We start from the raw sequence: 21,281 nt of genomic DNA, 5'->3' as shown, positions 1-21,281 counted from the left end.
TGCCTTGCAAGTCCGGCAGGCACCTTTAACAAGGGGGACAAGGCGGAAATTGTTATCCGGGCGCAAAAATTTAAACTGGGGAATAAAGCCGAGTATATCCCGAAACCGGAGATGACTGTTTTTTTTGGAAAGATAGTGGATCGAAGCTATATGGGCGGAGAGGTCAGTTATTTTATAGAAATGGAGAACAACTGCGTGCTGCATGTTATCAATTTTGTCAAACGCGCGCCTTACCGGCGGGGGGATGAGGTGTTTATGGCCGTTGTCCCTGCGAACTGCCGGTTATTGAAGGTTTGAGGGGGGATGGATTTTTCCGACCATAAAACGATTCAAAAAAGCTTTGCCTGGATCAAGAAACATCTTGATCCTTCGAAAAGTTATATTATTTTTGAAAATGATTTAAACAAACAGACCCTTTCGATTCTATTAGACTCCCATATCGCCTATCAATACTTGAAAAAGGCAAATTATGCCTGGAAAAAGGTGGTTGATCCCGGTTGTTCAAAAGAATACCTGGTCATTCAAACCGATCTGGGAAATGAAGATGAAACATTGGGAAAAGTCATGGGATACGGATTTTCAAAAGATATCGTATACTATTTGTACAAAGCAGAAAAGAAAATGGAATGAATTTGAGGGCACCCGTCAGGAAAATACCTGTAATGAACATTCTCCTGAACGGTTTGGAAATGAAATTTTTGTTTAAAGGAAGAAAGTAATGGAAAGTAACAATCGTTCAATACATATAGTGTTCAAACATTCAGGGAAAGAAGCAGATGTCAGCCTAACAGCGCTGACAAAATCCGTGATTGAGTTTTTGGATATCTATGGGACGATACCGCTGGCAGGAAAACAATTCTGCAGCATCACCGGAAATGGCGACGGGGTTGAAAAGTTTTCAATCCTTTTGGAAAAAACAGGATATCCCAAAAATCCGGAAGGGTTTTTCACTGAACTTTTATCCGCCGTTGCCAATGGGGAAATGAAGAAGATAACACTGAATCAGATTGAGATGCCCCATCTTTTGCTCGTGGCCATCCTTGAGCAGGTTCTCCCGGGGCATGGATATATTTCCATAAAAGATACCCGGCAGCTTGAGAGATCCACGCATCTTGCCGTTCCGGAAACAGACCGTGACCAGCTGCAACAGGTGATTGACACATACCCGGTTCGATTATCCCGTCATACCATTCGCCAGATGCTGATATCCAAGGATGTGGCCTATCAATATCTGCCCTTCGTCCAGGAGATGGATTCCGGCGGTCACACCAATACCTGGATCGGCCAATTCCATGATGGCCTGCTCGAGCAGATGTACCAGAACCGGGTCATTTTTCTGTTAAACATGACCTGTCCGGTTTATTGTCGGTTCTGTTTTCGGAAACATAAAGATTCCAGGAATGAACAAAACCCCACTGTGGCAGCGGTAAAAAAAGCGGTTCAACATGTCAATGCATCTCCGTCCATCAAGGAAATTGTGGTGACAGGGGGGGATCCGTTCTTGAACCGGGCCAATATGGCCGCGACCCTGGACGGGCTCATGCCCGTGGATCATGTCCAGACCCTCCGTCTTGCCACGCGGTCTATTGCCTATTATCCAGACCTTTTTCTTGAAAATGAGTCCGCTTACCTCAAATACCTTAAGCAAAAAAGTTTTGAACTTCAACAGCATGGCAAGCGCATGGAAGTGGCCACCCATTTTATTCACCCGGATGAAGTGTCGCCTGAAAGTCTGGAGATCATCTCCGATCTGGTCAACACGGGGATTGCCGTATATGTCCAGACGCCGTTTTTAAAGGATTGTAATGATAAAGGTCCTGAACTGGTAAGGCTTTTCAGTCTGTTACGGGGGGCGGGCGCAGAGCTGCATTATATTTATATCCCCTGCAGTCCCATCCATGGCAACAGCATTTACTGGAGTTCCTTGTCCGAAGGGATAACCATTGCCCGATACCTGCGGGCCCACCTGTCCGACAGGATCATCCCGCGAATCTGTACGGCCACCCCCATCGGAAAAATGGACTGGTACACCAGCGGATGGGCCGTGGAGCCGGTAGCGGAGAACGAAAACTTTATCTGGATCCGGACCCCGTATACACCAGACTATTTTAAGGGCTTTGCCCCCCTTGCCAATGAATTGACCAATATCCGGGTCAATGATGAGGGCACCATTGATATACAATATATGGCACAGATCGGAGACCCGTCTTTTTTCCATGGACCCAGGCCCAAAAGAGTCATCCGGGAAAAACAACCTGTCGCCCCCAAGGACATTGAAAAGCTTCAATCCCTGCTGGTCACTGAACGGCAAACCGGCATATCCATCGTGAACACGGGTATTAAAAAAGTGTTGCGGCTCCATGAAACACGGGTTGAGATAGATGCACGAGTCTCTGATGAACAAATGGACTACATCCGATCAGATGATAGAATTACCGATGTTATCATCTCTTCTTCAACGGATGCCATTGATAGCCTCTATACCATCAAGCCGATGATTAAACAGCTCCAGGAAATTCCCCATGTCAATGCTGTCCGACTGGTCAGTATGAAAGTCAACACGGAGCCCCGGGCGTATACACGGGCTGTGGTCAATACCCTTGGGGAGTTGAACAACCTGTGCGTGGTAAATCCCCTGAGGCTGGAAATTGAAACCTGGTTTACCCTGGCAGACGAGATCACCGATGCCCATGCAAAGCTTGTCAGGCGGCTGAACAATAAAGGCATCACCGTGTATGGCAATGCAGCGCTTCTGGGAGATATCAATGATACGGATATGGCCATTCATTCCCTTGCCTATGCCCTGCGGAAAGCCGGTATAGAATTTCATCACCTCTATGTTGCCGGGCTTCCCATTCAGCAACGGTGGGGCATCGACCACCCGGTGGATTCCTATGATGTGGTTGAGATTGCTACAAAAGTCAGAAGAGAAGGATCTGGGAGGGAAATCCCGAGATATATCATTTTAACCCCGCTGGGCGAGGTGGATTATGGCTTGACGTCTTCTTTTGTTCATGACAAGGGCCTGCTCAAGTTAAAACTGGGCTGTTATGATGCTGATTATTATAAGGGAATGGATAAAAATTTTGTGTTTCCCGACGGCATTACCGAGGAAGATGGGCTTCCTGTGGTAACGATCCAAGGGCTGATCAAAGCAACCCCATTCCCCATTTCCTAGACAGGACAAACATAATGAAATACCCCTATATTGCATACAGTGAAAAGGTCTATATACAGCCTGTTTTCAAACATTTGACAGGCGATCCCCTGATCGTGGACATGTCGGTTCACTCTCCCCTTTTTGACACCATAGATGTCAGGGACCAGAAAGGGTTCCAGACTCTTTTGGAGACAATGATGAAAGACCGGCACACATGGGGGGTTTCCTCCTATCTTGAAAATCGGGAAACCGCTTTGTCCCAGTGCCCCCAGATGGTAGACGAACAACGGTTTTACCATCTGGGGCTTGACATTATCGTTCCTTTGGGAACGCCCTTGCATGCGCCGTTGCATGCCAGGGTCGAGGAAAGTGGCTATGAGGCGGGGGAGGGAAATTACGGTGCCCATGTCCTGTTAATGCATGAAAGTCCTTATTTTGAAACGTTTTACAGCTTTTACGGCCACTTAAACCGGCAACAACTGCCAAAGGTCGGTACTGAATTTGCTGCAGGGGAGGCCTTTGCCTGTATCGGGGATTTCCATGACAACGGGAACTGGTTTTACCATACCCATTTGCAGGTTATTACCCGGAAAGGACTTGACCAGGGATATCTTTCCAAAGGGTATTGCGCTGCCAGGGACCTGGGACAAATGGATGACATCTGCCCCTCTCCACTGTCTTTGTTCAAAATTTGATATCATAATTAACTCAACTTTCGGAGTTGGTCATTTAAAGCTAAAGTCCGAAAGTTGAGTAATTAATGGCTCCGGATATTGATTTTTAAGGAAAAGACCGATAAGAGTAGGTTAAATTTGATCGGATAATATCCTGGAGTCATGAATGCAGCTTGAATGTAAGCATCTGAATTTTACATACCCGGGCAGTGACGTGGCCGTCATTAATAATCTGTCCTTTTCCATGAAGAACCCCGGATTCAATGCGTTGTTCGGACCCTCCGGGGTGGGGAAAACCTCTCTGGCAAAATTGATTGCCAGGGGGAATGCCCGATATGATGGTGACATCATGTGGGACGACATGGAGACGATTCTTTACACGTATAACCTGGAAAGACTGCCGGGATGGTCCAGTACGGGCGGACACCTGAGCAAGGTCACCCCCCCGGGGAAAGAGGGGTTAAAAGAACATCTTGTTCAAGTTTTTGAATTAACGGATGTGCTGGGCTCAAGGTTTTCCCAGCTTTCCATGGGTCAGCAGAACCGCATCAATCTCATCCGATATCTGTTACAGGAATTTGATCTCCTTATTTTAGATGAAAGTTTGGCCAATGTTGACGAAAAGTTGAGGGAAACCATTATCCTGGCCATCAAGGACTTGTTTGCCGATAAAATGTTTTTATATATCTCCCACAACCTCATGGAGGTATCAAAATTCTGCCGCCAGATCCTTGTGTTTGGAAAGCCCTCGGAAAATAAGGGCTGCTTTATGATCTCCGGGCAGGATTATCAAAACAAGTATCACCTGGACAAGAAAAAGCTGGATCTGACCATGCTGGAGATCATGAATGCTTTTTAGACGAATTTACCAGTTTTTAATCGTATATATCATTGGCATTGGTTTTTTATTGGCCATCAAGGCGGTATTATCCCTGTCCGATTATGTGATCCCGGGTATTCCCCTGGTCATTGAAACCGCTGGACAAGTCTTTACCGGGTATTTTTTTGATGTCATGAACACCTTGTCCGTCACGGTGCTGGGCCAGGGCATCTCCATTATCATGGCGTTTACCGTGGGGATTGCCGGTCGGAAATCCTCCTGGATCGGTTCCTTTATCAAAGTGACGGCATATAATATACAGGCCTATCCCATCGTGGCCCTGGCCCCCATTATTTTCATCCTTCTGGGGGATGGATTTATTCCCCGGCTCATGATTGCGTCCATGATCTGCTATTTTCCCCTTCTATTATCCGTCCTGGGGATCATGGCCACCCCGGTGACAGATATCGAACATTTTTATATTGTCACCGGCCGGATGCGGTGGCAGCTTGAAGTGAAAATAAGGGCATTTGAAAATTTAAGCAAGCTGACAACCGTGATCGCCGGAAGTGCCACCCTGGCCATGGCCGGAACCATTGTGGCGGAATTCATCGCAGCCAATGCCGGGATCGGTTACAGTATCCGGATTGCCCTGTATCAAAGCGATCTGGCCAAGATTCTCATTGCTTTGTTTATGATCGGTATCATTATCTCCATATACCAGGGCATCCTGGAAACCCTGGGGGAGGTCATTAAAGTCAAATGGTCTATTTCAAAAAAAGGAGAGGTCTTATGAGAAAGCGCACAGTTATATCATTGATATTTTTATTGGTTTTGATGTCGGCAACATCTCTGCAGGCAAAGGACGTTCAATTGAATTACCGGCTTAAATGGCTGTTTAACAGCAGTGTTGCAGGAGATATCTATGCCGATGTCAACGGCTATTTTAAGGCGGCCGGTTTAAGTGTCACGGTCAAGGAGGGAAGTCCTGAAAAAAATGCCATTAACGAGTTGGAACTCCGGCATGCCGATTTTGGGGTGGCATCCGCGGACCAGGTTATCCGGGCCCTGGATAAAGGGGCAAAAATTGTTGTCCTAGCCCAGTTGTTCCAGGTCAATCCCATGCAATGGATTTACCGGGCAGACCAGCCGGAAATCAAAACGCTTCAGGATCTTAAAGGGCGCAACATCGGTATTACGTTTGGCGGCAATGATGAAACCGTCATGAACACCATCCTGGCAAAGGCAGGCATATCCAAAAAAGAGGTGACCATTACCGGGGTCCGGTTTGACTTTACCCCCTTTTTTATGCGGAAAGTGGATGTCTGGCCTGTGTACCGAAACTCCCAGGGGGTTATCCTGAAGGATAAACTGGCCAAAGAGGGAGAGGCCGTTTATTTTTTTAATCCGGCAGATTTTGGCGTGAATTTTGTGGCCAATTCCGTGATTACATCGGAAGTCATGCTGAAAAATAAGCCCGCTGTGGTTGAAACCTTCCTGGGTGCATTGCTCAAGGGCTGGGAAGCCGCCATGGACCCGGCCAATGAGGCGGATGTCCTGAACGCTGTTAAGCGGCTGGATACGAGCACCCATGATGCGATCATGCAACAGCAGCTGGCGGCCACAAGAGACCTGATCAAACCATCTCCATCCATCCCCATCGGCACCATTGATATGGCTGCCTGGCAACAGACCGAACAGATCATGCTCAAAGAAAAACAGATAAAAAAACCGGTGCATATTGAAACCCGGCTGTCCCGGTTGGTTCAAAAATAATTATCGTTGATCACACGACCTTTACCCATGAAGAAAATTAGGGTATAGATAGAGTCATCTCTGCATAGCGCCACCCTGCTGTCGTTCTGCACGGTTTATGGATTTTTTGTCAGGAAAGATAGGGGATTGCTTGATGGTGAAACGAATAAAAAAAAATGATGGTAAAAAACGGATCAAGCTTGTCTGGCTGCTTGTGGTACTTTTTTCATTGGCAGCCGGGAGTGTTTCGGCGGAGACGCTTCGCATGGGTATTCTGCCGGTAATTGATACGCTTCCGCTGCAAGTGGGTGTGACGGAGGGGTATTTCAAGGCAGAGAATCTTGATGTTAAACTGGTGCCTTTTTCCAGTGCCATGGAAAGGAACACCGCCATGCACAGCGGTCAACTGGACGGATTTTTCGGCGATATGCCGGCAACCTTGCTCCTGGTCAGGAACAACATCCCGGTCCGGTTTTTAACCATTTCCTATGCAACCGATAAACGACAGCGGATGTTCGGGTTGATGGTATCGCCTGAATTGCCCGCGGCCCGGGAACAAGGCAAACTTACGGTGGCTATTTCCAAAGCATCCATTATTGAATATCTACTGGATCATATAAAACAGCTTCCGGAGACACAGATGATGCAATTGGAAGCGGTTGAAATTAAACGGATGCCCCTTCGACTGCAAATGCTGTTGACGGGTAAAATTGATGCGGCCCTGTTACCCGAACCGCTGGTATCCCTGGCTGAAAACAGGGGGGCCAGACTTGTTGTGACCGACCAGCCGATGGATATGCCCCTGACCGTCCTGAATATACATACGGATAAGCGCCATTTGGCAGAATCTTTTATGAAGGCCTATACCCAATCGGTGAACGCCCTCAACCAACGCCCGGAAAAATATCGGTTGCTGATGACAAAGACCTGCCGGATTCCCGGGAATCTGGTGGATACGTTTCCCATGTACCAATACCCGGCACCCCGGATACCGACCCAGGCAGAAGTACAACAGGTTCAGGACTGGATGATGAAAAAGGGACTGTTACACCAACCCATTCCCTATCAGCGTTTGATTCCCTAGCATGAAAGATTCCCATGCTGACCGTTAGTCATATATGCAAAGGCTTTGATTCAAAAGCGGTTTTAAAGGATATTTCCTTTCAATTGGATGCCCGGGAAACAATCGTTATCCTCGGTCCTTCAGGATGTGGCAAGACAACCCTTCTCCATCTCATCAGTGGTCTTGAGAAAATCGAGAGCGGTCGGATTCTGATCGATAACCGGGCAATATCCAAACCCATACCGGATGTGGCGTTGATCCTTCAGAACTATGGCCTGCTGCCCTGGAAAACCAATTTGCAGAATGTGGCGCTGGGGTTAAAAATACAGGGCGTTTCCAGAAAAGATCGAAATACCAGGGCCCGGAAAATTTTAACGGATCTTGGACTGGCGGGTCGAGAAAACGATTATCCTTCCGTCATGAGCGGTGGAGAACAACAACGAGTGGCCATTGCCAGGGCCTATGCCTCCGAACCCCGCCTGCTGCTCATGGATGAACCCTTCTCATCACTGGATGCCATCACCCGGGAAAACCTCCAGGACACCCTGTTGACCACCTGGCTGGGGACCACCGTTCCTTACCTTTTGGTCACCCATAGTGTGGAAGAAGCCGTTTTCCTGGGAAAACGCATCTTGATTCTTTCCGGCTCCCCGGCATCCATACATGAGATCTTCGACAATCCGGGGTTTGGGGATATTGCCTACCGTCGGTCCAGTTCGTATTATGAGCTGATTCGGTCCATCCGGCATCGAATAGGGGAATACTGGTGATATTTATCAAACGCATCGTTGTCCCCTATGTGATAACGATTCTGGTTGTTTTTCTGGTATGGAAAGTTCTGGCAATCCTGCTGTCCCGAAATGTCCTACCCTACCCGGAAGATGCGATCCACGCATTCCTGTCAGCCCTGTTGACGTCTGAATTCTGGCACCATTTTGCCGCCAGTGCTTTCAGGGCAGTGATGGCCATGATCATCGGCTGGGGAATCGCATTTCCCATTGGGATACTGATGGGCAGCTCCCATCAGGTTGATAAGTTCCTCTCCCCGTTTGTGTCCATGACGTATCCCATTCCCAAGGTTGTATTGCTGCCGGTGATTCTTTTGTTGTTCGGGCTGGGGGATTTCTCCAAGATTATTATCATCAGCCTGATTCTCGGGTATCAGGTATTGGTAGCAACCCGAGACGGGGTTCGGGGTATTCAACCGCAACACCTGGATTCCATTCGATCCCTTGGGGCGAATAAGTGGCAATTGTTATGGGAAGGATATCTTCCGGCGGCACTTCCCCACGGTTTTACAGCGCTTCGTTTGAATTCAGGGGTCAGTGTGGCGGTCTTGTTTTTTGTTGAGTCTTTTGCCACCACTGAAGGCCTGGGATATTTAATCATGGATGCCTGGGGGCAGCTGGATTTCAATGCCATGTTTGTGGGGATATTCGGCATGAGTCTGCTGGGGGTGATATTGAATGAAGGCAGTAATTTTTTGGAAAAGATAAGTTGCCCATGGTATTAGCGATGCTCACCGGGTACCAATAATAACGAGGATCAGATAATGGCATTGAGCGAGGGTACAATTCCGGTATTGAATGGGTTGATTTTCCCCTGGGAGACATTTGGTGAATTGGCAGGATGAGATTAAAAATTCAATCACTTCAATTGACGCATTAACCAACAGGGGGTTTTCAGCAAGATCCGTTGAAAACCCCCGTGCAATGAGAATAACGCCGCATATTCTTTCCATCATGGATAAAGATGTTGAAAATTGTCCCATCGGCCGGCAATTTGTTCCTTGCATGGAAGAAGGAATTGTCAACAAAAAAGAACTCACTGACCCGGTTTGTGAGGCACCCTGCATAAAGGATGAAGTGCTTGTTCACGCCTATGATGACCGGGGACTGATTATTTGTTCTCTTGAATGCCCGACGTATTGCCGGTATTGTTTTAGAAAAAGAATGGTGGGGGATAATCAAGCCTGGTTTGCCAGACATCAGTATTTAACGGCACTGGCATATCTGAAGAACACGCCGCAAATCCATGAAATTATTTTATCTGGAGGGGACCCTTTAATGCGCAGTGATGACTGGCTGGACTGGCTTTTGTCTGAAATTGAGAAGATTGAAAGTGTCCGGGTGATTCGTATTCACACCCGGGTGTTAAGTACCTTGCCGTCACGGATAACAGGGGAAATTTGCAACATCTTTAACCGTCATTCAAAACTTAAGTATTTAAATACACAGATCAATCATCCAAAAGAAATTACCAAAGAAAGTATTCATGCCATTGGCATGTTAAGGAGAGCCGGTATTAGCATTGGCAACCATGCCGTACTTTTAAAAGGTGTTAATGATAATATTAAAACCCTGAAAGCGTTATGTCTTGGGCTTTACCATGCAGGTGTCATCCCCTATTACCTTTTCCATGCCGATTATACCCCGGGGATTTCCCATTTCAGGACAACAATAAAGGACGGCATGGCACTTCACCATAAGCTGCAGGGCTGGATAAGCGGACTTGCCGTGCCTGTTTACGCTTTTGATACGCCCAGATTAAGGAAAGTCTGGATGAATCCAAGCTATGTCAAAGAGATGGGAAAAGGCCGGTATAAACTGACGAATTTTCGGGGAGAAACAATGATATATGATGAAAACGATCTTATCCTCTAAGGGATACGGTCACAAAATTGAGAACTCAAACCAGGGAAATTTTAAATGCAGCTTAATTTTGTTAAAACCAACCCCAGTGGAAATACCACCATTTTTATAATTGATCCAATTCCCCGCAGGTTCCAGGCAGCGGTGGCCAATAAGATAATGAAACCCACATCCATTGGCGCTGAACAGGTTGGGTTTGTTGAAAGACCTGTGTCAAAAGCGGCAATTGCCAGGCTCCAGATGGCAGGAAATGAATTTTGCGGGAATGCCACCCGGGCGTTTGCCGCCTGGCTTGTGCATACAAAATTTCCAGGAATCGCATTGGGTGTAAATAAGCAGGATTTTACGGTTCCGGTAGAGGTTTCGGGCTGCGATGAATTGCTGAGCGCTTTAGTATCTGTTCAATATTCAGACGCGGGTTCAAAAGAGATCCAGGTTGGACTTCCCATGCCCCTGCCCCAATCCATAACAGAGAAAACAAGCTCAAACGGTGACCGCTATACCCTTGTCATTTTTGATGGAATTGTTCATGCGGTTCTGTGGGACTTTTTACCGTCAGAGGCGCATTTTCAAGAAATTAAAAGCGACATTAACTGTCATATCTCCCCATTTGAATGCCTGGGTGTCATGTATTATGATACAAAGAGGCAGTATTTAACCCCCCTTGTATATGTTGAGCAGGTAAACTCCCTTGTCTGGGAGAGTAGCTGCGGATCAGGCACCGTTGCTGTGGCCGCAGCCTTGGCCCAAAGGAAGCAACACAGTATCAACTGCCTTTGCCTGCATCAGCCCGGGGGAAAACTTGAGGTCAGTATTGAATGGGATGGGAAAATTAAACAGGCAGCCATAAAGGGGGATGTCAGTATTGCTGCCCAGGGACAGGTGTATTTATAGGCGCTGTGCTCACAAATTCACCCACCTGCCGCATTGCATCAAATGCCAAATCGGCCTAGTCCTGGTCGTTTTTTTTACAAATCTGTTCATCATTGAATCCATTGTTTTTCTATGATAAACATCCAAAAAGATAGGCGGCAGTTAAAGCTATAAAAAGGCTCATATATATGAAATTCATACCCGCTCAGATTATCTACTTTACGCGAAGCAGAACAACCAAACGAAATTTTAAACTATTATTTACTTTCACCCTGGTATTGGCAATCCTGGTGTTGATTTTCAGTGTTTTGTTTCATTATATAATGATTTTTGAAGAAAAGCAGTTTTCCTGGATCACAGGATTTTATTGGACACTCACGGTAATGTCCACGCTTGGTTTCGGTGACATCACCTTTGCAAGTGATTTAGGCAAAGCCTTCACCATGGTTGTGCTGTTGTCCGGTATTCTTTTCCTGCTGGTCATGCTGCCCTTCACCTTTATCCAGTTTTTTTATGGTCCATGGCTTGAAGCGCAATCAAGATCAAAAACACCGAGGGAACTGCCCGCAGGCACATCAGGGCACGTGATATTGACGAGCTTTGATCCCCTCACCATAAACCTTATCGAAAAACTGAACAAATATAAGTATGAATATGCCATTCTCGCTCCTGATCTGCAACACGCCTTGGAATTGTATGATTTGAATTTCAATGTGGTCCGGGGTAATATAGGAGATCCGGAAACTTATAAACGGCTCCGCATACAGAATGCTGCCATGCTGATTGCCAACAACGATGATATGACAAATACCAATATTTCCTTTACCGTAAGGGAAATCTCAGAAGAAATACCCATTGTTACCAACGCAGATGCAGATAATTCTATTGATATTTTACAACTCGCCGGCAGCACCTATGTGTTTCAGTTCATGAAGATGTTGGGAGAATCCCTGGCCCGAAGAACCCTTGGAATGAGCATGGGGGCCAATATAATCGGTAAATTTGATGAACTTCTCATTGCCGAAGCGCCGGCAATGAGAACACCGCTTGAAGGAAAAACCATCGTTCAAAGCAATCTGCGGGAAAAAACCGGTGTAACCGTTGTGGGACTCTGGGAGAGAGGCCGGTTTGAAATACCAAAACCCGAGACCTTGATTAACGCCACGACGGTTCTTTTACTTGCCGGATCGGCTGAGCAGCTTGAAAAATATGATGCGGTTTTCTCGATTTACAGTGTTTCTCATACCACAGATGCCCCGGTTCTCATATTGGGCGGTGGCCGTGTCGGCCGCGCTGCAGCAAAGATATTGGAAGAACGGCAGGTTTCCTATAAGATAGTGGAAAAAAGCCAGAAATTTATTCAAAATAATAACTATATCCAGGGCAATGCTGCGGATCTTTCTACGCTCAATCAGGCCGGAATAAAAAAAGCGTCGTCTGTCATCATTACCACCCATGATGATTCCATGAATATTTATCTTACCATTTATTGCCGAAAACTCAGGCCTGACATACAGATCATAAGCCGGGCAAACCTGGATGGAAACATATCAAAGCTGCACAGTGCCGGAGCAGATCTTGTGATGTCACATGCCTCCATGGGAGCAAACACCATAATCAACCTGCTGAAACCCAATAAAATACTGATGGTAGCAGAGGGATTAAACATTTTCCGGGCAGCGGTCGGCCAATCCCTTTCAGGCAAATCGCTTGCTGAAAGCCAAATCCGGAAACAGACCGGCTGCAGCGTCATCGCCATTGGTAAAAAAAATAAATTAAATATTAACCCTGAACCATCAATTGTTCTTAAGGAACAGGATGAAATGGTCTTGATCGGGACCAGTGACGCTGAAAAAAGCCTTATGGACAGCTATCAATAATCAATGCCGCATCAGTATATCCTGTGATGAGAAAGCGAATCGTATCTGGAGATATCCCGGGAACCTTTTCAAAAAATTCATGCCCCGACATCCCAGGCATTTAATCGCCATTTTTAATTTCCTGAAATAAAATAGTGAATTATCCAGAAGAGGTTAAAGCCTCTATGGATTCGCTTGTTAAACAATGGCCGGAATTGTTCCCTCAAACACGGTTTTTCGGTCAGGCACTCGCTGATATTGTTAGCTAAGCCTGTTCTTTTTCAAACCCGGGAATTTCCATTTTTTTTTCGATCCGGTAAAGGATAACGTTTGCAAGTGTCACAAGGGCCAGATAATAAATGCCAACCACCAGATAGGTCTCAACATTTCGCCATGATTCTTTTGCAATGCCCCGGCCCATGCCGGTAATATCATTAATGGTGATAATGGAGGCAATGGAAGAGTATTTGATCAAATAAATAATTTCATTGCTGCAACCCGAAAAGGCGTTTCTGAATGCCTGGGGCAGCACAATATTTCTAATTGCGGTAATGGGATTCATCCCAAGGGCCTGGCCTGCCAGCAATTGGCCGGATTTAATGGACAGCAGACCCCCGCGAATATACTCGGAATGATAGGCCCCACTGCAAAGTGAAAACCCTACAATCGCACAGGTTTCAGCCGACATGACAATTCTGAACTCACCAATACTCGTATAGGGCAGGGCAAAATACCAGAAATAAATTTGAACAACAAGGGGGGTTCCCCGAAAAATGGCCACATAGGCATCAGAGATCTTTCGAATGGGAAACGGTGCATAAACCCTGAATGTTCCACTTAGAACACCAATAATAAGGCCCAAAAAAGCGGAAGGAACAATCAGTTTTATACTGACGATAAGGCCTGAATTAAGCCCGGGTATGACCTGCGCTGTAATAAACGGAATAAAATCGCTCACGCCTGCTCACCCGTCAACTCAGCAATTTTGGCACAGAAATCTTTGGTTCTGGAGGTTGCGTTTTCTGCTAACAGTTCTTTGGGCGATCCGTGTTCTGTTATGATGCCATCTTCCATGAATACAAATTCATGGGCCAATGCGGCAGAAAAACTGATCTGGTGTGTTGCCATGAGCATTGTCATTCCGTTCTTTGCAAGATCTCGAATAACAACAAGTACCTCGCTTATCAGTTCCGGGTCAAGGGCGGAAGTGGGTTCATCCAGGAGGAGGACCTCGGGATCCATGGCAAGGGCCCGGGCAATGGACACCCTTTGTTTCTGGCCCCCGGATAATTGTGCCGGATAAAGGTTCATTTTGTCATCAAGGCCAACCCGCTGAAGTTCAATCTCCGCTCGTTTTGCCGCTTCTTTTCTGCCCTGTTTTTTTACCTTTCTAAGAGATATGGAAACGTTTTCCTTTGCGCTTAAATGATCAAACAGGTTAAATTCCTGGAAAATCATTCCAACTTTTTGGCGCAGTTGGTAAAGTTCAGATTTGTTTTTGAAATTAACGGGCTTATTGTCTAAGAGAAGACTTCCGCCTTCAGGTATATGTAAAAGATTAAGGCATTGCAGTAGCGTGGATTTACCGGATCCGGACGGGCCAATTAAGACTTTTATATCGCCTTTGTTAAGTGCAATGCTGACACCTCTGAGGACGGTGTTTCCCCCAAGGTTTTTGATGATATTTCTTGCTTCCAGGACAGTCTGTGTTTCCATTGTGAACCCCTGTTTTTTTACGATTGGGCATAGCCCTTTATTTTAACTTTTTTTTCAAGGGCTTTAAGGCCTTTTACACCAATAAACGTGAGAACAAAGAAGATTAATCCCGCAAAAAGTGTCAGTTGCAATGGTTTGTGTGTGATGGCGGCAACAGATCTTGTTCGGGACATTAATTCTGCAACCCCAATCACATAGGCAAGGGCAGAATCCTTTAAAATGATGGAGTATTCATTGGACCAGGCGGGTAAAGAAAAGCGCAGGGCCTGGGGAAGAATGATCGTTTTAATGGCCTGGAAATCACTCATGCCAAGCGCCCTGGCCGCTTTAAGCTGCCCGGGTGACAGTGCCAGGATAGCCCCTTTAAAAATTTGTGTCTGGTATGCGCCAGTTGTCAGGCCTAACACAAGGGCGGCGGCAAAAAAAGCATTATTAAAGGGTAAAAAAGATAAAAAGCTGATTTGTGCAAGCCAACTGAGGAGTCCAAAATAAAAAAGGTAGAAGAGTACCAGAACAGGGACTCCCCTGAAAAACCAGACATACAATCCTATGAACTTACGGATGAGCGGATGGCCATAAACCTTCAGGGCTGAAAAGGGGACACCGACAATCAGTCCAAGCCCCATAGAGCCGATAACAAGCGCCACAGTTATCCATAATCCTGAAACCATATAGGGCAGTGCTTCTATAATCGGATTAAAAAAATCAACCATTCTATACCTGTTCCGGCAGGTGCGTTATCTTGTAACGGTATCGAGAAAAAACCCGAAGGAAAGTCCGGCGTTACTGTCCTTCGGGTTTTTTCAAACACAGATCGTTTGTTCAGTCCCTGTTTAAGGGATGTCATATTTTGCTTTAAGGACGTTCCATTGGGGATCAGCCATTAATTTTTTCAAACCGGTGTTGAGCATATCCAGTAATTCTTTATCCCCTTTGCGTACAGCATAGGCATAGTTTTCCGGCGGCGCATCAATGGTTCCAATAATTTTATACGGCTGGTTTTTCTTTAATTCATAAGCAATGGAACTATCCATTCCTGCGCCTGAAATACGGCCAATCTTCAGGTCTTCAAGGCTTAGGTCCGTGGAATCATACTCGATAACTTCAAATTTATATTTGCCGGTGGCCTGCATGGCTTTTAATAAATTTGAGTTGGTTGTACCCCGCTGGGTGCCAATTTTTTTGCCGGATTGAAGCAGTCCGGCATAGTCAAGTTTCTGATCCCCCATGACAAGTATCACCTGGGTTACCTGGTAGTATGGGGCTGTAAAATCAACAATTTTCATGCGGGGTGTCGTTGCCCCCATGCCAGAGGCGATAAGATCAATTTTTTTTGCGTTAAGGGCAGGAATAATGCCATCCCAGTCCATGGGCTGATGCGTTACCTTGAACCCCATTTCTTTGGCAATCCAGTTAACGCATTCAACATCAAAACCGGTTGGATTTCCGGCTTTATCCACATACCCAAATGGTGGAAAACCAAAATCAATACCATTGATATAGGCATTTTCAGCGTTTACAGGCGGCGTACCCAAGGTAAAGGTAACCAGAATACAGAAACTTAAAAGTACAATCAGTTTTTTACACATGAAATTCAATCCTTTGCAGTTATACTTGCAATAATAAAATCAAACTATCCATTAAGAAAATAAACCATTTACAACCTTTGATAGCCTGAATATCAAAATATTTAAAATGAAGCAAGTGAGAATATCCACAAGACCGGGGCACTGAAACAGGATTCAACTGCTAAGGATTTTTAAGTAGTTCAAACAGAAAGATACGTTGATCAAACGGATGTTGATTTCCCTTAAAGAATTATGCTTGTAACACGGTGCTGATTCAGTTAAAAGATGGGTGATTAAAAGTGATTAAGTGGAAAATGATGTAAAGAAAGTTTAAGAAAGAATGTAATAAGGAGTTCTCAAGTGAAGGAGAATACGGAAAAGTGGCTTTTGATTGAAATAAAAGAGTTTATTGCCTTTTTGACCCTTCATCATCCTGAAAAACGAAATGCGCTCACACCTGCGATGCTCACAGCACTTCACATGAATTTGGAATCCTTTTCAAAAAAGGGGGATATCCGGTGTGTGGTGATAAAAGGGGCAGGAGACAAGACGTTTTCTTCAGGGTATGATATTGCAGCCATCCCTGTCAGTCACCAGCCAGATACCCGACAAGACACACCAGACCCCTTGCGGAAAGGGTTAGCCGCCATAAAACAATTTCCTTACCCCACGATTGCCATGCTGAACGGGCATGCATTTGGTGCAGGGTTTAATCTGTGTGCGTGCTGTGATATCCGGATTGCAGCCGATGATATCCGGATGGGAATGACAGCGGCCAGACTTGGTGTGCCCTATCACCCGGGGGGCATTCAACAATTCATTGAAGCCTTTGGCATTGCAAGGACAAAAGAAATTTTTTATACCGCCAGTATCTTTCACGGCAAAGACCTCCTCCGGAAAGGACTGGTGGATTATATGGTCCCCAGATCAGAGCTTGAAAGCTTTACCCGGACCTTTGCCCAAAAGATTACCCGGAATGCGCCCCTGTCTTTAACGTCCATCAAAAAAATCATTACCCTGTTTGAAAATGATTTGACCCTGGATCAATCCAATCTGGATACAGCAGATAAATTGATGCAGAGGTGCTTTCAAAGCGATGATTTAAAGGAAGGCCAGGCCGCGTTCATGGAAAAAAGACCGCCTGTGTTCACCGGGAAATAGCAGCAGTTTTCACAATGAAATTCAATGGTCGCCGGAAAAGGGTTTGCGGTATTGACACTTTGGCCGGCTTGTGCCCTCAAATGTTCGGGCAGTGGTCAAAACGACAATACCACACACCTGACTTTTTTAGGGATGGTTTGCCGTATGATTTTTTATGGCTGAAACCACAGCTTCGGCAGCTTTGGTCAGTATGGACCTGGGACAGGCAAGATTGAATCTTTCAAATCCAATCCCGTTTTCACCAAACCATTCGCCGTGGTCCAATGCAACATGGGCATCTTCTTCCAGTATAGTTGTCATTTTTTTGTCGTCCAATCCAATGTTTCGAAAATCCACCCAGGCGAGATACGTTCCTTGAAGGTCATAGACCGTTACCCCGGGCAACTGCGTTTCCATATAGGTTTTGAAATACGTGAAATTGTCCTGCAGATAGACCAGGAGATCATCCAGCCAGGGTTCAGCCCCGTCATATGCTGCCGCAGCACTGATGGCACCGAAAAGCGTACCGCCAATTGAATTGGCAAACCCAAGGTTTTCAATATAATTGAACAACGCTTGTCTCAGGCCGGTATTGGGGATAATAACGCTGGATTGCTGTAAACCCGCTAAATTGAAGGTTTTGCTGGCGGCAATCCCGGTGATGGCGTTTTGGGCAAACGTTTCTGAAATAGTCGGAAAACAGGTGTGTTTGAATCCTGGCAGAATTAAATCGCAATGGATTTCATCGGAAACAATAAGAACGTTATTTTTGATGCAGATATTGCCGAACGTCTCAAGCTCTTCTCTGGTCCAGACCCTTCCAACCGGGTTGTGGGGGCTGCAGAGGATGGCTGCTTTAACCCGTGGGTCTTTTGCTTTGTTCTCCAGATCTGCAAAATCCATTTGATAGTGATCGCCAACAATCTTCAACGGATTTTCTAAAATCCGGCGGCCATTGTTTTGAATGGCTCTGGCAAACGGATAATAAACCGGGGGTTGGATGATGATTTTATCGCCGGGGTTGGAAAAGCATTGAACGATATAATTGATGGCCGGAACAATTCCCGGAGTTGTCAGTATCCATTTTTCATCAATTCGCCACTGGTGTCGGCGCTGGTACCAGGAGATCAAAGCGGGAAAATAGGACGGATCAATTAAACTATAACCATAGATCTGATGCGCCAGCCTTTTTTCCATGGCCTGTCTGACAACCGTGGGACTTTTAAAGTCCATATCTGCCACCCATAATGGCAGCAGGTTTTCTTTTCCCGTTCCAAAGATGGCAGTTAAAACACCGGGGTCCCATTTCATGGCAGCCGTGCCATTCCGATCAATGATTTCATCAAAATTCCAGTCTTTAAACATGGATCTGTTTCCCGCCCTTCTTGCTAAAAGTAAATGTTCTTTTCGGATTAATGGCATAACGCAATAAACAAATCATGTCAAATGCAAAAGAGGGGTGACACGCACATGATGTCCGGATCAAAATTAAAGCAATGATTCAACGCCCGGACGGGGTGTTTCAATCAGATGTTGATCCTTCCCCACACATGCCCAACCTGTTGTGTTGGGGCATATGTATCTTTTGAAAACTTTAAAATCCTTTTATTGACAAAAACTCTCTACCTGTCTTACTATAAAGACTGTTGGAGATTCAACTTTCGGGATTGGCCATTTGTGCTTGGGGTCAGGCTTTCTTTATGGCACTTTTTCCCGTCTGGTCATGCAATAGTGATAAAAAGCACCATAAAAAAAGCCTGACCCCGTCCATTAAAGCTGAAGACCGAAACTTGAGTTAAGATATGATTCACACCGTTATGGTTTAAGATGATGGAGGAAAAACAAATATTCAGCATCTGACCCACAAACAGACTGACCATTGATACTGCCATTTAATAAAATTACAATACCGCCAGAAGACATAAGTAAGGGATAGCACGGTTTTTTTAACAACTTTATTATAATCTAAAAGAAGGGGGTTAGTGATGAAAAAAAGGACGTTATTTAGTGTGGTGGGGATGATCTGCCTGGGTTTTGTGATAGCGGTTTTACCATTCGGTGCCGTTCAGGCCAAGCCGATTACGTTGACAATTAGCAATTATTTCCCTCCGCCCTCCGGCCAATCAAAAATAATGGTCCAGTTTATTGAGGAACTGGAAGCCAGGACCGGCGGACAAGTCAAGGTCCGTTATTTTCCCGGGGGCTCCCTGCTGAAAGCACCCGCCACCATCAAAGGCGTGGAAAAAGGGATTGCCGACATTGGTTTGGCCCACATTGAATACACTGCCGGCCGCTTTCCTGTGATGGAAGCCTGTGAATTGCCCCTGGGGTTTGCCACGGGGTGGGTTGCCAATCAGATGATGAATGAATTTTATAATAAATTTATGCCCAAGGAATTGGATAAATTTAAGATTCTCTGGTGGCACGCGAACTCCCCCAGTGTATTGATTACCAAAAAACCGGTGCGCAGTATCGAAGATTTAAAGGGTATGACCATCCGGGCACCCGGGCTCATGGGCGATATTATCAAGGCCATGGGTGCCACGGCAGCCCCCACGAGTATCATGGAAACCTATGATGCCATCTCCAAAGGCGTTGTTGACGGTGTTTTTACACCCTTTGAGACCCTTAGAACTTTTAAATTCGGCGAAGTGGCCAAATATGTGACGGTGGCAAGCCCCATTGGAACCTCCTATCCTTTCTTTATTGCCATGACCAAGAAAAAATATGAGTCCCTGCCGGCAGACGTCAGAGTGACCTTGGATCTGCTTGCCGGCCAGTACCGCGAAAGAATGGCCCTGATGTGGAATGCTGTTGAATTTCCAGGCAAGGCCTTTGGCGAAAGAATGGGTGTTGAGTACATCGAGATCAGCGGTGCTGAGGAAGCCAAATTTCAGGCAGCCGCAGACAGGGTTGTGGAAAATTATGTCCAGAAAATGATGGGTCAAGGCTTTGCAGAGGCTGAAATTCGCGAATGGCTGACATACCTGAAAGACCGATCAGCCGAGATGTTGGAACTGCAGAAATTTTATCAGATCAAATCTGTTGTTGGGCCTCCTGAAGTAAGATAACCATAACCGGCTCTAACCTTCACCCCTCACAAATCCTGTTGTCCGGTAGAAGGATTTGTGAGGGGTGATTGGTTTATCGGGTTGGGCCGGAACCAGGTGCCAAGGTTTGTTAAAAATCCTGAAACTGAAACGTGTGTAAAATGAGTGTGAGGTTATGACATTTCTTGAAAAGTTTGAAAGTTTTAATAAAAAGATTAGCCTGAGCATCGAATGGGTGGGCGTTGCGGCCTTATTTCTGATGATGATCATCACAACAGTGGATGTGATCGGGGCCAAGTTGTTTTTGATGCCCCTCTTCGGCGCCCTGGACGTTATGGCCATCGCCCAGTTGCTGGCCATGAGTTTTGCGGTTTCCACGGCACTGATTCTCGGCCGTCATGTCCAGGTCGAATTTTTTGTCATGCTGCTGCCGGAACGTGCCGCAGCTTTTGTTGACTGCGTCGTCAATTTTTTAGGGATTTTTCTTTTCGCGCTTATCGTCTGGCGGCTTTTTGTTTTCGGGTATGAACTCAAGGTCGACGGAGAGGTCAGTTCAACCGCCCGGATCCCGTTTTATCCGTTTGTGTACGGGGCCGCCTTTGCTTGTATTCCGGTTTGCCTGGTCTATATTTATATGTTCATTGATTCTATCCGAAAGGTGATTAAAAAATGAGTCCTGAAACAGTGGGGATTGTGGGTATTGTATTATTGTTATTCCTTTTTCTCATCCGAATGCCGGTGGCCTTTACCATGGCATTTGTGGGGTTTGTGGGGTTTGCGTATTTGAGCAGCATTGAATCCGCCATGGCTATCCTTGCCCAGGATGTTTTCGAGACACTGTCTTCTTATCCCTTGTCGGTGATTCCCATGTTTATCCTGATGGGGTCATTTGCCTTTGCATCGGGCATCAGTGAACGGCTCTATCAGACAAGTTATGCCTGGGTCGGACACC

The 21,281-nt window shown here is 46.0% G+C and carries 22 protein-coding genes; 17 read left to right on the top strand and 5 right to left on the bottom strand.

Translation table 11 applies throughout. The annotated features are described in order from the left end of the window. From Q1Q15_RS24180 to Q1Q15_RS24120, 13 genes are all read left to right on the top strand, one after another. Positions 1–297, top strand: a 297-nt coding sequence (locus Q1Q15_RS24180; protein ID WP_300465223.1) for a TOBE domain-containing protein, incomplete at its 5' end; no start/stop codon positions are given. Between the two features lie 6 nt (positions 298–303). Next, a complete protein-coding gene (locus Q1Q15_RS24175; RefSeq protein ID WP_300465222.1) occupies positions 304–630 on the top strand; it encodes a hypothetical protein in 327 nt (108 codons plus the stop codon). An 88-nt stretch (positions 631–718) separates the two neighbouring features. Continuing rightward, positions 719–3,178 (top strand): radical SAM protein, encoded by a 2,460-nt coding sequence (locus tag Q1Q15_RS24170; protein WP_300465221.1) that lies wholly within the window; start codon positions 719–721, stop codon positions 3,176–3,178. Positions 3,179–3,192: 14 nt separating this feature from the next. Continuing rightward, positions 3,193–3,855, top strand: a complete 663-nt coding sequence (locus Q1Q15_RS24165) for a peptidoglycan DD-metalloendopeptidase family protein (protein WP_300465220.1) — start codon at positions 3,193–3,195, stop codon at positions 3,853–3,855. A gap of 145 nt (positions 3,856–4,000) precedes the next feature. Continuing rightward, positions 4,001–4,693 (top strand): ATP-binding cassette domain-containing protein, encoded by a 693-nt coding sequence (locus Q1Q15_RS24160; protein ID WP_300465219.1) that lies wholly within the window; start codon positions 4,001–4,003, stop codon positions 4,691–4,693. After that, a complete protein-coding gene (locus tag Q1Q15_RS24155; protein ID WP_300465218.1) occupies positions 4,683–5,450 on the top strand; it encodes an ABC transporter permease subunit in 768 nt (255 codons plus the stop codon). Before Q1Q15_RS24160 ends, Q1Q15_RS24155 begins: the two co-directional genes overlap by 11 nt. Beyond that, positions 5,447–6,430, top strand: coding sequence for an ABC transporter substrate-binding protein (locus Q1Q15_RS24150; protein WP_300465217.1), 984 nt, complete (start codon positions 5,447–5,449; stop codon positions 6,428–6,430). The genes Q1Q15_RS24155 and Q1Q15_RS24150 overlap by 4 nt, the downstream gene beginning before the upstream one ends. A gap of 133 nt (positions 6,431–6,563) precedes the next feature. Then, entirely contained in the window at positions 6,564–7,493 is a 930-nt protein-coding gene (locus tag Q1Q15_RS24145; RefSeq protein WP_300465216.1) for an ABC transporter substrate-binding protein, read from the top strand. Positions 7,494–7,507: 14 nt separating this feature from the next. After that, positions 7,508–8,242 carry an ABC transporter ATP-binding protein gene (locus Q1Q15_RS24140; RefSeq protein WP_300465215.1) on the top strand — a complete coding sequence of 245 codons (735 nt, stop codon included), beginning with the start codon at positions 7,508–7,510 and terminating at the stop codon, positions 8,240–8,242. Beyond that, the gene (locus Q1Q15_RS24135) at positions 8,239–8,985 is read left to right on the top strand and encodes an ABC transporter permease (protein ID WP_300465214.1); all 747 of its coding nucleotides are present in this window, start codon (positions 8,239–8,241) and stop codon (positions 8,983–8,985) included. The genes Q1Q15_RS24140 and Q1Q15_RS24135 overlap by 4 nt, the downstream gene beginning before the upstream one ends. 103 nt (positions 8,986–9,088) lie before the next feature. Beyond that, on the top strand, positions 9,089–10,135 hold the full coding sequence (locus Q1Q15_RS24130) for a KamA family radical SAM protein (protein WP_300465213.1): 1,047 nt from the start codon (positions 9,089–9,091) through the stop codon (positions 10,133–10,135). Positions 10,136–10,180: 45 nt separating this feature from the next. Continuing rightward, the gene (locus tag Q1Q15_RS24125; protein WP_300465212.1) at positions 10,181–11,017 is read left to right on the top strand and encodes a hypothetical protein; all 837 of its coding nucleotides are present in this window, start codon (positions 10,181–10,183) and stop codon (positions 11,015–11,017) included. A gap of 167 nt (positions 11,018–11,184) precedes the next feature. After that, positions 11,185–12,876, top strand: a complete 1,692-nt coding sequence (locus tag Q1Q15_RS24120) for an NAD-binding protein (RefSeq protein ID WP_300465211.1) — start codon at positions 11,185–11,187, stop codon at positions 12,874–12,876. A 244-nt stretch (positions 12,877–13,120) separates the two neighbouring features. Here Q1Q15_RS24120 and Q1Q15_RS24115 read toward each other — a convergent pair whose 3' ends face one another. The 4 genes from Q1Q15_RS24115 to Q1Q15_RS24100 form a co-directional block, all read right to left on the bottom strand. Further along, on the bottom strand, positions 13,121–13,813 hold the full coding sequence (locus Q1Q15_RS24115; protein WP_300465210.1) for an amino acid ABC transporter permease: 693 nt from the start codon (positions 13,811–13,813) through the stop codon (positions 13,121–13,123). After that, positions 13,810–14,571, bottom strand: coding sequence for an amino acid ABC transporter ATP-binding protein (locus Q1Q15_RS24110; RefSeq protein ID WP_300465209.1), 762 nt, complete (start codon positions 14,569–14,571; stop codon positions 13,810–13,812). The genes Q1Q15_RS24115 and Q1Q15_RS24110 overlap by 4 nt, the downstream gene beginning before the upstream one ends. A gap of 17 nt (positions 14,572–14,588) precedes the next feature. Continuing rightward, a complete protein-coding gene (locus Q1Q15_RS24105) occupies positions 14,589–15,284 on the bottom strand; it encodes an amino acid ABC transporter permease (RefSeq protein ID WP_300465208.1) in 696 nt (231 codons plus the stop codon). Positions 15,285–15,404: 120 nt separating this feature from the next. Further along, entirely contained in the window at positions 15,405–16,160 is a 756-nt protein-coding gene (locus Q1Q15_RS24100; RefSeq protein WP_300465207.1) for an ABC transporter substrate-binding protein, read from the bottom strand. A 339-nt stretch (positions 16,161–16,499) separates the two neighbouring features. Between Q1Q15_RS24100 and Q1Q15_RS24095 the strand changes: the two genes are divergently transcribed. Beyond that, positions 16,500–17,300, top strand: coding sequence for an enoyl-CoA hydratase-related protein (locus Q1Q15_RS24095; RefSeq protein ID WP_300465206.1), 801 nt, complete (start codon positions 16,500–16,502; stop codon positions 17,298–17,300). A 126-nt stretch (positions 17,301–17,426) separates the two neighbouring features. Here Q1Q15_RS24095 and Q1Q15_RS24090 read toward each other — a convergent pair whose 3' ends face one another. After that, positions 17,427–18,644, bottom strand: a complete 1,218-nt coding sequence (locus tag Q1Q15_RS24090) for a MalY/PatB family protein (protein WP_300465205.1) — start codon at positions 18,642–18,644, stop codon at positions 17,427–17,429. A 620-nt stretch (positions 18,645–19,264) separates the two neighbouring features. Between Q1Q15_RS24090 and Q1Q15_RS24085 the strand changes: the two genes are divergently transcribed. The 3 genes from Q1Q15_RS24085 to Q1Q15_RS24075 form a co-directional block, all read left to right on the top strand. After that, complete coding sequence (locus Q1Q15_RS24085) at positions 19,265–20,350, top strand: TRAP transporter substrate-binding protein (protein WP_300465204.1); 1,086 nt, start codon at positions 19,265–19,267, stop codon at positions 20,348–20,350. Between the two features lie 154 nt (positions 20,351–20,504). Beyond that, on the top strand, positions 20,505–21,002 hold the full coding sequence (locus tag Q1Q15_RS24080) for a TRAP transporter small permease (protein ID WP_300465203.1): 498 nt from the start codon (positions 20,505–20,507) through the stop codon (positions 21,000–21,002). Continuing rightward, positions 20,999–21,281, top strand: a 283-nt coding sequence (locus tag Q1Q15_RS24075) for a TRAP transporter large permease subunit (protein WP_300465202.1), incomplete at its 3' end; no start/stop codon positions are given. The genes Q1Q15_RS24080 and Q1Q15_RS24075, both read left to right, overlap by 4 nt.

The organism is Desulfobacula sp. (assembly GCF_030145145.1).
Lineage (GTDB): Bacteria > Desulfobacterota > Desulfobacteria > Desulfobacterales > Desulfobacteraceae > Desulfobacula.
Note: the sequence above shows the minus strand (reverse complement) of the source record. Positions and strands in the feature narration are given on the sequence as shown.